We start from the raw sequence: 12,793 nt of genomic DNA on the forward strand, positions 1-12,793 counted from the left end.
ATGGCGGACTCGAAGCGCGAGATCGAGCGGAAGTACCGGGCCACCGCGGCCACCCGGCTCCCGGACCTGAGCCGGGTGGCCGGGGTCTCGGCCGTCGCCCACCGGGGCGTCACCGAACTGGACGCCGTCTACTACGACACCGAGGACCTCCGGCTCGCGGCGGCTTCCCTCACCCTGCGCCGCCGCACCGGCGGGAGCGACGCCGGCTGGCACCTCAAGTTCCCGGTCGCCTCCGGCATCCGGGACGAGCTGCGGGAACCCCTCTCCGACACCCTGCCCCGCTCCTTCGCGGGGCTGCTGCGCTCCCGGGTCCGTGACCGCGGCCTCGTCCCCGTCGTCCGGCTGGTCTCCGCCCGCGACGTCCACCACCTCCTCGACGCGGAGGGCGCCCTGCTCGCCGAGGTCGCCGTCGACCGGGTGCGGGCCGAACGGCTGACGGCCGGCGGCTCCACGGCCGCCTGGACCGAGATCGAGGCCGAACTCGCGGACGACGGCGACCCGGCCTTCCTCGACGCCGTGGAGCGCCGGCTGCGCAAGGCGGGGATCCGCCCGTCCGCGTCCCCGTCCAAGCTGTCCAGAGCGCTCGCCGAGACCGCGCCGAAGCAGCGGAAGAGCCGCGCGGGCCGGACCCGGCGGAAGCCCACCGCGGGCGATCACGTCCTCGCGTACATCCGTCGGCAGGCCGAGGCGATCGTCGCCCTGGACCCCGCCGTGCGCCGCGACCTCCCCGACTCCGTGCACCAGCTGCGGGTCGCCACCCGCAGGCTGCGCAGCGCACTGCGGACGTACCGGAAGATCCTCGACCGCGACATCACCGACCCGGTCGGCGCCGAGCTGAAATGGCTGGCCGCCGAGCTGGGCATCGACCGCGACCAGGAGGTGCTCGACGCCCGGCTGCGCTCCGGGATCGACACCCTGCCCCGCACCCTGGCCCTCGGCCCGGTGCGCGGCCGGCTCCGCATCTGGTCGGTGGCCCGCCGCAACGGCTCCCGCCGCCGCACCGTCGCCCTGCTCGACGGGAAGCGCTACCTGGCCCTCCTGGAGAGCCTCGACGACCTCCTCGCCGCCCCGCCCCTGCTGCCCGCCGCGTCCCGCGCCCCGGAGCGGGCACTGCCCCGCGCGGTGCTGAAGGAGTACGGGCGTCTCGCGACCCGGATCGGCCACGCCCTGGAGCTGCCGCCCGGCCACGCCCGGGACCTGGCCGTGCACGAGGCCCGCAAGGCCGCCAAACGCGTCCGGTACGCGGCGGAGGCGGCCCGGCCCGCGCTCGGCGGGCCCGCCAAGCGGTTCGCCAAACGGATGAAGGCCGTCCAGAGCCTCCTCGGCGACCACCAGGACAGCGTGGTGGCCCGCGAGGCGCTGCGCACCCTGGCCGCCCAGGCGCACGCGGCGGGGGAGCCGGCCTTCACCTGGGGACTGCTGTACGGGCGGGAGGAGGCGAACGCCGCCGCCCGCGAACGGGAGCTGCCCGAGGTGTGGAGGCGGGCGTCACGGCCCCGGTTGCGGGCGGCTCTGGAGGGCTGAGCATCGGGGTACGCTTGATGGTCACCCTTGCCGGCTCTCGAAAGTTCGCGATGTCTGTCGATTCGGTCTTCCCACAGCTCGAAGCTCTGCTCCCGCATGTGCAGAAGCCCATCCAGTACGTCGGCGGTGAACTGAACTCCACCGTCAAGCCGTGGGACGAATGCGACGTCCGCTGGGCACTGATGTACCCGGACGCGTACGAGGTCGGGCTCCCCAACCAGGGCGTCATGATCCTCTACGAGGTACTCAACGAGCGCCGGGGCGTGCTCGCCGAGCGCACCTACAGCGTGTGGCCGGACCTCGAAGGGCTGATGCGCGAGCACCAGGTCCCGCAGTTCACCGTGGACAGCCACCGCCCGGTCAAGGCGTTCGACGTCTTCGGACTGAGCTTCTCCACCGAGCTTGGCTACACCAACATGCTCACCGCCCTGGACCTCGCGGGCATCCCGCTGGAGGCCGGGAACCGCACGATCGACGACCCGATCGTGCTGGCCGGCGGCCACGCCGCGTTCAACCCCGAGCCGATCGCCGAGTTCATCGACTGCGCGGTCATCGGCGACGGCGAGCAGGCCGTCCTGGAGATCACCGAGATCGTCCGCGCCTGGAAGGCCGAGGGCCGCCCCGGCGGCCGCGAGGAGGTGCTCTTCCGCCTCGCGAGGACCGGCGGCGTCTACGTCCCGGGCTTCTACGACGTCGAGTACCTCCCGGACGGCCGCATCGGCCGCGTCGTCCCGAACAGGTCCGGCGTGCCGTGGCGGGTCTCCAAGCACACCGTCATGGACCTCGACGAGTGGCCCTACCCCAAGCAGCCCCTCGTCCCCCTCGCCGAGACCGTCCACGAGCGGATGTCCGTCGAGATCTTCCGCGGCTGCACCCGCGGCTGCCGTTTCTGCCAGGCCGGCATGATCACGCGCCCCGTGCGGGAGCGAAGCATCACCGGCATCGGCGACATGGTCGAGAAGGGCCTCAAGGCGACCGGCTTCGAGGAGGTCGGCCTGCTCTCGCTCTCCTCCGCGGACCACACCGAGATCGGTGAGATCGCCAAGGGCCTCGCCGACCGGTACACCGAGGACAAGATCGGCCTCTCGCTGCCCTCCACCCGCGTCGACGCGTTCAACGTGGACCTGGCCAACGAGCTGACCCGCAACGGCCGCCGCTCCGGTCTCACCTTCGCCCCCGAGGGCGGCTCCGAGCGGATGCGCAAGGTCATCAACAAGATGGTCTCGGAAGAGGACCTCATCCGTACCGTCGCCACCGCGTACGGCAACGGCTGGCGCCAGGTGAAGCTGTACTTCATGTGCGGCCTGCCCACCGAGACCGACGAGGACGTCCTCCAGATCGGCGACATGGCGGTCAACGTGATCGCCAAGGGCCGCGAGGTCTCCGGACAGAACGACATCCGCTGCACCGTCTCCATCGGCGGTTTCGTGCCCAAGCCGCACACCCCGTTCCAGTGGGCCCCGCAGCTGAGCGCCGAGGAGACCGACGCCCGGCTGACCAAGCTGCGCGACAAGATCCGCGGCGACAAGAAGTACGGCCGCTCCATCGGCTTCCGCTACCACGACGGCAAGCCCGGCATCGTCGAGGGCCTGCTCTCCCGCGGCGACCGCCGGGTCGGCTCCGTCATCCGCGCGGTCTACGAGTCCGGCGGCCGCTTCGACGGCTGGCGCGAGCACTTCAGCTACGACCGCTGGATGACCGCCGCCGAGAAGGCGCTGCCCGAGTACGGCGTGGACGTCGACTGGTACACCACCCGTGAGCGGAGCTACGAGGAGGTCCTGCCCTGGGACCACCTGGACTCCGGCCTCGACAAGGACTGGCTCTGGGAGGACTGGCAGGACTCGCTCGACGAGACCGAGGTCGAGGACTGCCGCTGGACCCCGTGCTTCGACTGCGGCGTCTGCCCGCAGATGGACACCAGCATCCAGATCGGCCCGACCGGCAAGAAGCTGCTGCCGCTGTCGGTCGTGAAGTAGCCGCCCGCGGGCCGGTCCCGCGAGGTGACGGCTCGGTGACGAAGGCCCGGCCCGGGAAACTCCCGGCCGGGCCTTCGCGTCATTCACGGCATGGACTACGGCAAACACCAGGCCCCGGCGCAGTACGAAGCCGGCGAGGGCTGTCTGACCACGCTGATCAGGATCCCGGTGCGGATCGTGGTGCTGGTCGTCGTCCTGCCCGTGCGGATGGTCTGGGACGCCCTGGTGGTGACGGCCCGCGCCGCCGACCGCACCCTGCTGCGCCCGCTGGGCCGCGCCCTGACCCGGCTGTACTCGACGCTGGTGGTGATCCCCGCCGTCCGGCTGTACGAGTCGGTGCTCACCCCGGTAGGCCATGCGCTGATGTGGCTGGCCGCCGCGGTTTTCGTCTGGCCGTGGGTCGCGCTCTGGCGGTACGTGGTGGTGCCCGCGGTGCGGTACGGGCTGGTGGTGCCGGTGGTGTGGCTGTACGAGTCGGTGCTCACGCCGCTCGGGCACGGGCTGCGACGGGTGTACCGGGAACTGCTCGCACCCGCCGGACGCGGGATCCGCTGGGCCGTCGGCCGATTGCTCCTCGTCCTTCTCGTCCTGCCGGTGACCGGGCTTTGGCGGTACGTCCTGGTGCCCCTCGGGCTCGGCACCACGTGGCTGGCCGAGAACCTGGTCGTACGGCCGCTGGGGTGGGTGTACCGGGTACTGCTCACACCGCTCGGCCACGGCATCAGCCGCCTGCTCGACCTGCTGACGCGCGGGATCGCGGCCGCCGGGGCCGGTCTGTGGGCGGCGGTGATGTGGCTGGTCGGGACGCTGCTGGTCGCACCGCTGCGTCTGCTGTACCGGCGGGTCCTCGCCCCGGCCGGCCGGGAGATCGTCGCCGCGATCGAGGTCGCCTGGCGGGTCGCGGGGTACATCTCGCGGGCCGTGGGCCGGGCCGTCGCCTGGCTGGCCCGGCACTTGGTCGGGGCGCCGGTGACCTGGGTCTACCGCACCGTCTGCACACCGGTGGGGCGCTTCGTGCGTGATCAGATCTGGGCCCCGGCCAGGCGGGGAGCCGTCGAGGCCGGACGCGCGGCCCGGTCCGCGCTGCGCTCGGCGCGGGAGACCGTACGCAGGGCACGCCGGGACGCCTGGCGGGCGCTGGTCGGCGGGCCGGGGGAGTCCGGTCCCCGGGAACCCGGGAGCCCTCTTGCGCGTAGGCTGGGTGCTACGCAACAAACAACGACTGTGCCCAGCGCGGCGCCCGAACCAGAGATCTCCCCGCCCGGAGCGAAAAAGGCCGGGTGGGGGTGAGCCGGACCGGGCACCCCGGGCCACCGCATTTCGAGGGCGGCGTGCCACCGCGTCCGCCCCGCACCGAGGAGAAGAACCACTGGGCAAGCGACAGCCCGAAGGCCCGCCGCCCGCACCCGCAGTGCAGCGCATCCGACTGCGCTACACCAAGCGCGGCCGCCTCCGGTTCACCAGTCACCGTGACTTCCAGCGCGCCTTCGAGCGGGCATTGCGCCGCTCCGAGGTGCCCATGGCCTACTCGGCCGGCTTCACCCCGCACCCGAAGGTGTCGTACGCCAACGCCGCCCCGACCGGTACGGGCAGTGAGGCCGAGTTCCTGGAGATCGCCCTCACCGAGGCCCGCGATCCGGCCGTCCTGCGCGACCTGCTCAACGCCTCGCTGCCGGACGGTCTCGACATCACCGACGCCGTGGAGGCCCGCACCTCGGGTCTCGCCGACCGGCTGACCGCCTCCGTCTGGGAACTCCGTCTCGACGGGGTCACCGTGGCGGACGCGGCGAAGGCCGTGGCCGCGTTCAACGGGGCGGAGACCGTCGAGGTCCAGCGCCGCGCGAAGAACGGCATGCGCACCTTCGACGCCCGCGCCGCCGTGGTCGACCTGCAGGCCCTTGATCCACAGGCTGATAGGCCCGAGGACAAGCCCTGTGCGATACTGCGGCTGGTTGTTCGGCACTTGACACCTGCCGTGCGACCTGACGACGTCCTGTCCGGTCTCCGCGTTGTGGCCGACCTGGCGCCGCCGGTCCCCGCAGCGGTGACCAGGCTGGCGCAGGGGCTCTTCGACGAGGAGTCCGGCACGGTGACCGACCCGCTCGCGCCCGACCGCGAGGCAGCCCCGGCCGCTCCATCCACAGCCGCCGGGAACGCCGTCGCGACGGCGCCGGAAGGTTCAGGTTCCGCGTAGGGCGGTCGTTGCAGCGCAGCCCTCGACTCGGGAGCCATCCGGTTCGGGCCGCGCGATGACCCATAAGACTTTCGCCAGGCCGTACGCACCACGCGTACGGAACCGGCGAGCCAGACATTGAGCTCCCGTGCGGCGCCCGCGCCCCGGACGGCGGACCCGCGTACATCACGCGGACCGTGCCGGACCGGAACCAGACGCGGCGCCCGGGAGCCTGACGGGAGAACCGCCCGCATGCCTCAGTCCAACGAACCCGGCACGACCGGGAACGCCGAAGAGAACAACGCACCCGGCGACAAGCTGCCGCCGCGCCGCAGGCGCCGCGCCGCGTCCCGCCCGGCCGGTCCGCCGGTGGCGGACGCGCAGGGCGCAGCCGCGGAAGCGGCCGCGCCGGCCATACCGGCCGTTGACGCCGCAGGGTCCGACAGCAAGCCCGCCGACGACGGGAGCGCCGCGTCGGCGGAAGCCGCGCCGCCCGCCCGTACGCGTCGTCGTGCGGTCCGTAAGGCGACGGCTCCGGCGGGTGCGCCGCAGGCCGCCGAGGTGACCGAGGCCGCTGTGCCGGTTGCCGAGGTGGAGGTCGTGGAGGCGGCGCCCGCGCGTACGCGTCGTCGTGCGGTCCGTAAGGCGACCGCTCCGGCGGGTGCGCCGCAGGCCGCCGAGGTGACCGAGGCCGCTGTGCCGGTTGCCGAGCCGGAGGCCGAGGTGGAGGTCGTGGAGGCGGCGCCCGCGCGTACGCGTCGTCGTGCGGTCCGTAAGGCGACCGCTCCGGCGGGTGCGCCGCAGGCCGCCGAAGCCGTGGAGATCGTCGAGGAGGCACCGGCCGCCGCCGAGCCCGAGCCGGCCGCCGAGATCGCCGAGCCGGAGCCCGCCGCGCCGCGCGGCCGCACCCGGCGCAGGGCGTCGGCCCCGGCCGGTGCCCCGCAGGCCGTCGAGCCGGTCGCGGAGACCGCCGTGGCGGAAGAGGCCGCCGAGGCCCCGCGCGGCCGTCGTCGGGCGACCCGCAAGGCGACCGCTCCGGCGGGTGCGCCGCAGGCCGCCGAGGCCGCCGAGGCCGTCGAGACCGTCGGGGAAGCACCGGCCGCCGCCGAGCAGCCCGCCGCCGAGAAGCCCGTGGCCGAGCAGCCCGCGGCCGAGCCCGCCGAGGCCGAGGACGCCGCTCCGCGCGGCCGTCAGCGCCGCCGGGCCACCGCCGCCGCCGGCCGCCCGGAGTTCACCGGCAAGGCCGAGGAGCCCGTACGCAAGAGCCGTCGCGCCGCGCGCCCCGCCGTGGCCGTGTTCCAGGCGCCGGTCTTCGCCGAGCCGATGTTCCAGACCCCGGAGACCGCGGCCGCCGCCGCGGCGGCCTCGCGCTACGAAGAGGTCGAGGTCGAGGCCGAGGAAGAGACCGAGACGGTCGAGGAGCCGACGGCCGTCGTCGAGGCCCCGGCCGCCGAGGCCGCGCCGCAGGCCGGTTCGCGTCGCCGTCGCCGCCGTCGCGGTGAGGCCGCCGAGCCCGAGCAGGCCGTGGCTCCCGCGGAGGAGCCGGTCGAGGAGGAGCCGGAGACCGAGGCCGACGCCGAGCACGAGCACGAGGCCGAGGGCGAGGGCGAGGAGACGGACGAGTACGGGGACCGGCCCTCGCGCCGTCGCCGTCGTGGTGGCCGTCGCCGCCGTCGTGGCGAGGCCGCCGAGGGTGACGAGGCCGCCGAGCAGCACGGCGACGAGGCCGCCGACCACGCCGAGGACGACCAGGAGCACGCCCAGGAGTCCGAGGAGGACGACGAGGACCACGAGGCGTCCGCCTCCGGATCGAGCAGCAGCCGTCGCCGTCGCCGCCGCCGTCGTCGCAGCGGGGACGTCCCCGCCGACGCCGACAACGGCACGGACGACCCGGAGCGCACGGTCGTCAAGGTCCGCGAGCCCCGCAAGAAGGAGGAGCGGGAGCCCGGCACCGGCTTCGACGAGGTCCAGTCCATCAAGGGCTCGACCCGCATGGAGGCCAAGAAGCAGCGCCGCCGCGAGGGCCGTGAGCAGGGCCGCCGCCGCGTCCCGATCATCACCGAGGCCGAGTTCCTGGCCCGCCGCGAGGCCGTGGAGCGGGTCATGGTCGTCCGCCAGAACGGCGAGCGCACCCAGATCGGCGTTCTTGAGGACAACGTGCTCGTCGAGCACTACGTCAACAAGGAGCAGGCCACCAGCTACGTCGGCAACGTCTACCTGGGCAAGGTGCAGAACGTACTGCCGTCCATGGAGGCCGCCTTCGTCGACATCGGCAAGGGCCGCAACGCCGTGCTCTACGCCGGTGAGGTGAACTTCGAGGCGCTCGGCATGGCCCACGGGCCGCGCCGCATCGAGACCGCGCTCAAGTCCGGCCAGTCCGTCCTCGTCCAGGTGACCAAGGACCCGATCGGCCACAAGGGCGCCCGCCTGACCAGCCAGGTCTCGCTGCCCGGCCGGTACCTGGTCTACGTGCCCGAGGGCTCGATGACCGGCATCAGCCGCAAGCTGCCCGACACCGAGCGGGCCCGGCTGAAGAGCATCCTCAAGAAGATCGTCCCCGAGGACGCGGGCGTCATCGTCCGTACCGCCGCGGAGGGCGCGAGCGAGGACGAGCTGCGCCGCGACGTCGAGCGGCTCCAGCAGCAGTGGGAGGACATCCAGAAGAAGTCGAAGAGCACCGGCAGCTCCAACGCGCCGACCCTGCTCTACGGCGAGCCGGACATGACCGTCCGGGTCGTCCGCGACATCTTCAACGAGGACTTCTCCAAGGTCATCGTCAGCGGCGACGACGCGTGGGAGACGATCCACGGATACGTCTCGCAGGTGGCGCCCGACCTGACGGACCGGCTGTCGCGGTGGACCTCCGAGGTCGACATCTTCGCGACGTACCGGATCGACGAGCAGCTGATGAAGGCGCTGGACCGCAAGGTCTACCTGCCGAGCGGCGGCTCGCTGGTGATCGACAAGACCGAGGCGATGGTCGTCGTCGACGTCAACACCGGCAAGTTCACCGGCCAGGGCGGAAACCTGGAAGAGACCGTCACCAAGAACAACCTGGAGGCGGCCGAGGAGATCGTGCGCCAGCTGCGGCTGCGCGACCTCGGCGGCATCGTCGTCGTCGACTTCATCGACATGGTGCTGGAGTCCAACCGGGACCTGGTGCTGCGGCGCCTGCTGGAGTGCCTGGGACGCGACCGTACGAAGCACCAGGTGGCCGAGGTCACCTCGCTGGGCCTGGTCCAGATGACCCGCAAGCGGGTGGGCCAGGGCCTGCTGGAGTCCTTCTCCGAGACCTGCGTCCACTGCAACGGACGCGGTGTCATCGTGCACATGGAGCAGCCGACCTCGGTCGGTGGCGGCGGCAATGGCAAGCGCTCGAAGAAGCGCGGCCGGGGCGGCGCGGACCACGAGCACGTGGTGGAGGCCGAGGCCGAGACCGAGGCCGAGCTGGCTGCCGAGATGGCCGCCCCGATGGCGCTGCCCGAGCCGGAGTTCGTACCGGACGAGGAGCTGTACAGCAGCCCGGCCGAGGCCGAGGCGGCCGCCACGCGCGGCCGCGGCCGGCGTCGCGCGACCCGTAAGGCGACGGCCCCGGCCGGCGCCCCGAAGGCCGCGGCAGCGGCGGCCCCGGCCGTCGTCGAGCCGGAGCCGGTCGTGGCCGTGGAGCCCGAGCCGGCCGTGGAGCCGGAGCCGGCCGCCGAGGTTCCGGCCCCGGTGGTCGAGGAGGCCCCCGCGGCCGAGGCCCCCCAGGGCCGTACGCGCCGTCGGGCGACCCGGAAGGCGACCGCCCCGGCGGGCTCGCCCGCCCCGGTCGAGCCGGTCGCCGAGGTGCCGGCCGCCGAGCCGGTCGCCGCTCCGGCCGAGCAGCCCGAGCCGGTCGCCGAGGCCGTACAGCCCGAGGCCGCACCCGAGGAGGTGGCCCCCGAGGCCGCCCCGCCGCGTGCGCGTCGCCGGGTGACCCGCAAGGTCACCGCCCCCGCGGGCTCGCCCGCGGGTACGGACGGCGCGGAGGTCGTCGTGGTGACCGGTTCGGCCGAGCCGAAGCCCGAGGCCGAGCCGGCGTCGGATGCCGAGACCGCCGAGGCGGCGGCCCCGGCCAAGAAGGCGGCCCGCAAGACCGCCAAGAAGGCCACGGCGAAGAAGGCGGCCACCAAGAAGACGGCTGCCAAGAAGACCGCCGCGAAGAAGACGACGGCCAAGAAGGCGGCCACCAAGAAGACGGCCGCCGCGGAGAAGTCGCCGCAGCCCGCCGTCTCCGCCGACGCCGAGGCGTAGGCGCGAGCCGCAGAGCGGTTGCACGGCCGGTGGGCCACACCCCGACAGGGTGTGGCCCACCGGCCGTTCCCGTTCGGCAGGGAAGCCGCCAGAAAGGGCTCCAGAGCGCCGTCAGGAGGCAGCCAGAAGGGCCCCAGAAGGGGCTCCAGAAGGCCGTCAGAAGGGCGTCGGGGGGCTTTCAGGGGGTTGCCCGGTACCTCGCGACGGCGGTCCGGCCGCAGGAGAGCGGCAAGGAAGCGGGAATGAACGGGGGAGCGGCGGGGAAGGACACAGGGCCCGGTTTGACCCTCCGGACGGCGGCCCGTAACCTTGCCCTTCGGCGTGTTTCCATGCGCCTGTCCCTGAGCACCCCCCTCCCTTCACAGGTGAGAGGCCGCTCGTCCATTCGGATCACCTCGGGCCCCGGCCTGTGTGAGCGGCTGGCATCAGGGGCCCCGTTCCGAGCGAGAGTGAGATCCGCGTGTACGCCATCGTGCGCAGCGGTGGCCGCCAGCACAAGGTTGCTGTCGGTGACATCGTTGAGGTTGACAAGATTTCCACTGCCCAGGTTGGCGACACGGTCGAGCTCTCGACCCTGCTCGTGGTCGACGGCGACGCCGTGACCAGCGACCCGTGGGTGCTGGCCGGGATCAAGGTCCAGGCCGAGATCGTGGACCACCACAAGGGCGCGAAGATCGACATCCTTCGCTACAAGAACAAGACCGGCTACCGCCGTCGCCAGGGTCACCGCCAGCAGTACACGGCGATCAAGGTCACCGGTATCCCCGCGGCTGCGAAGTAAGGGACTGAGGAGACATGGCACACAAGAAGGGCGCATCGTCCACCCGGAACGGGCGCGATTCCAATGCTCAGCGGCTCGGCGTGAAGCGCTTCGGCGGTCAGGCCGTCAACGCCGGTGAGATCCTGGTCCGCCAGCGCGGCACCCACTTCCACCCGGGCACGGGCGTCGGCCGTGGCGGCGACGACACGCTGTTCGCGCTCGCCGCCGGTGCGGTCGAGTTCGGCACGCACCGTGGCCGCAAGGTCGTGAACATCGTTCCGATCGCCGGCTGATTTTCGGCGCTCGTCGAGCGGTTTCTGCGGAGGCGGACCTCACTTCCCGAACGGGAAGCGGGTCCGCCTTTCGCGTGTTTCTCCCATGAGAGACAGCTTTCTCCTCCGTGGGGACGGCACGAGTGAGACATTTCTGCACGTATGTAACTGGAGGTTTCAACCATGACCACCTTCGTGGACCGCGTCGAGCTGCACGCCGCCGCGGGTAACGGGGGCCACGGCTGTGCCTCCGTACACCGTGAGAAGTTCAAGCCGCTCGGCGGTCCGGACGGCGGCAACGGCGGCCGCGGCGGCGATGTGACCCTGGTCGTCGACCAGACCATCACCACGCTCCTCGACTACCACCACCACCCCCACCGCAAGGCCACCAACGGCCAGCCCGGCGCCGGCGACAACCGTTCCGGCAAGGACGGCCAGGACCTGGTCCTGCCGGTGCCCGACGGCACGGTCGTGCTCGACCGGGACGGCAATGTGCTCGCCGACCTGGTCGGCCAGGGCACCACGTTCATCGCCGGCCAGGGCGGCCGCGGCGGCCTCGGCAACGCCGCGCTGGCCTCCGCCCGGCGCAAGGCCCCCGGCTTCGCGCTGCTCGGCGAGCCCGGTGAGGCCCGGGACATCGTCCTGGAGCTCAAGACCGTCGCCGACGTCGCGCTGGTCGGCTACCCGAGCGCCGGCAAGTCCTCGCTGATCTCCGTGCTGTCGGCGGCCAAGCCGAAGATCGCGGACTACCCCTTCACGACCCTCGTCCCGAACCTCGGCGTGGTCACCGCGGGCAGCACCGTCTACACCGTCGCCGACGTCCCGGGCCTCATCCCGGGCGCCAGCCAGGGCCGCGGCCTCGGCCTGGAGTTCCTGCGGCACGTGGAGCGCTGCTCGGTACTGGTGCACGTACTGGACACCGCGACGCTGGAGTCCGACCGCGACCCGGTCTCCGACCTCGACATCATCGAGGAGGAGCTGAAGCAGTACGGCGGCCTGGAGGACCGGCCCCGCATCGTCGTCCTCAACAAGATCGACATCCCGGACGGCCAGGACCTCGCCGACATGATCCGCCCGGACCTGGAGGAGCGCGGCTACCGCGTCTTCGAGGTGTCCGCGGTCGCCCGTACCGGCCTGAAGGAGCTGTCCTTCGCGCTCGCGGGCATCATCGCCGAGGCGCGTGCGGCCAAGCCGGTGGAGGTGGCGACCCGGATCGTCATCCGCCCGAAGGCCGTCGACGACGCGGGCTTCACCGTGACGCTGGAGGAGGACGGCATCTACCGGGTGCGCGGCGAGAAGCCGGAGCGCTGGGTGCGCCAGACCGACTTCAACAACGACGAGGCCGTCGGTTACCTGGCCGACCGGCTCAACCGCCTCGGGGTCGAGGAGGCGCTGGTGAAGGCCGGTGCCCGCGCGGGCGACGGCGTCGCCATCGGCGCCGAGGACAACGCGGTCGTCTTCGACTGGGAGCCGACCCTGGCGGCGGGCGCGGAGATGCTCGGCCGTCGTGGCGAGGACCACCGGCTCGAAGCACCGCGCCCGGCGGCGCAGCGCCGCCGCGACCGCGAGTCGGAGCGCGACGACGTCCAGCGCGAGTTCGACGACTTCAACCCGTTCTAGAACGGTCACCGGCCGCCGGAAGGTCCTGTTCCGCAGGCCCGTCCGGCGGCCACGCCCGCTCTCCGCGTCATACGTACGGGGGAACCGAACCCGCTCAGGGGTGAATCACGCCGCTCACTCGTGTGGCGTCGATCACCTGGCAGGGAAGCCCCGATTCCGGTATCCGCCCTGATCGCAGGGCAACAAAAGGTTT

General features: G+C 72.7%; 8 protein-coding genes. All 8 read left to right on the top strand.

Annotated features, from left to right (window positions below; all coding sequences use genetic code 11):
• The 8 genes from ABZ622_RS15020 to obgE all read left to right on the top strand — a co-directional run bounded on the left by ABZ622_RS15020 (position 1) and on the right by obgE (position 12,600).
• On the top strand, positions 1-1,524 hold the full coding sequence (locus tag ABZ622_RS15020; RefSeq protein WP_360543103.1) for a CYTH and CHAD domain-containing protein: 1,524 nt from the start codon (positions 1-3) through the stop codon (positions 1,522-1,524).
• A 50-nt stretch (positions 1,525-1,574) separates the two neighbouring features.
• Complete coding sequence (locus tag ABZ622_RS15025) at positions 1,575-3,500, top strand: TIGR03960 family B12-binding radical SAM protein (RefSeq protein WP_360543105.1); 1,926 nt, start codon at positions 1,575-1,577, stop codon at positions 3,498-3,500.
• A 90-nt stretch (positions 3,501-3,590) separates the two neighbouring features.
• Positions 3,591-4,790: a hypothetical protein gene (locus ABZ622_RS15030; RefSeq protein WP_360543107.1), complete on the top strand. Its 1,200-nt coding sequence runs from the start codon at positions 3,591-3,593 to the stop codon at positions 4,788-4,790.
• Positions 4,791-4,911: 121 nt separating this feature from the next.
• Positions 4,912-5,694, top strand: coding sequence for a TIGR03936 family radical SAM-associated protein (locus ABZ622_RS15035; protein WP_360543109.1), 783 nt, complete (start codon positions 4,912-4,914; stop codon positions 5,692-5,694).
• 231 nt (positions 5,695-5,925) lie between these two features.
• Positions 5,926-9,948 (top strand): Rne/Rng family ribonuclease, encoded by a 4,023-nt coding sequence (locus tag ABZ622_RS15040; protein WP_360543111.1) that lies wholly within the window; start codon positions 5,926-5,928, stop codon positions 9,946-9,948.
• A gap of 460 nt (positions 9,949-10,408) precedes the next feature.
• Entirely contained in the window at positions 10,409-10,729 is a 321-nt protein-coding gene (gene rplU / locus ABZ622_RS15045) for a 50S ribosomal protein L21 (protein WP_072483615.1), read from the top strand.
• A 14-nt stretch (positions 10,730-10,743) separates the two neighbouring features.
• Positions 10,744-11,001 (top strand): 50S ribosomal protein L27, encoded by a 258-nt coding sequence (gene rpmA / locus ABZ622_RS15050; RefSeq protein ID WP_018103204.1) that lies wholly within the window; start codon positions 10,744-10,746, stop codon positions 10,999-11,001.
• A gap of 162 nt (positions 11,002-11,163) precedes the next feature.
• A complete protein-coding gene (gene obgE, locus ABZ622_RS15055; protein ID WP_360543113.1) occupies positions 11,164-12,600 on the top strand; it encodes a GTPase ObgE in 1,437 nt (478 codons plus the stop codon).
• Positions 12,601-12,793 lie beyond the last annotated feature (193 nt).

Source organism: Streptomyces sp. NPDC007164, from assembly GCF_040634135.1.
Lineage (GTDB): Bacteria > Actinomycetota > Actinomycetes > Streptomycetales > Streptomycetaceae > Streptomyces > Streptomyces sanglieri.

Coding starts and splice junctions, on each gene's coding strand:
- ABZ622_RS15020 (WP_360543103.1), top strand. CDS start 1: ATGGCGGACTCGAAGCGCGAGATCGAGCGGAAGTACCGGGCCACCGCG.
- obgE (WP_360543113.1), top strand. CDS start 11,164: ATGACCACCTTCGTGGACCGCGTCGAGCTGCACGCCGCCGCGGGTAAC.
- ABZ622_RS15040 (WP_360543111.1), top strand. CDS start 5,926: ATGCCTCAGTCCAACGAACCCGGCACGACCGGGAACGCCGAAGAGAAC.
- rpmA (WP_018103204.1), top strand. CDS start 10,744: ATGGCACACAAGAAGGGCGCATCGTCCACCCGGAACGGGCGCGATTCC.
- ABZ622_RS15025 (WP_360543105.1), top strand. CDS start 1,575: ATGTCTGTCGATTCGGTCTTCCCACAGCTCGAAGCTCTGCTCCCGCAT.
- ABZ622_RS15030 (WP_360543107.1), top strand. CDS start 3,591: ATGGACTACGGCAAACACCAGGCCCCGGCGCAGTACGAAGCCGGCGAG.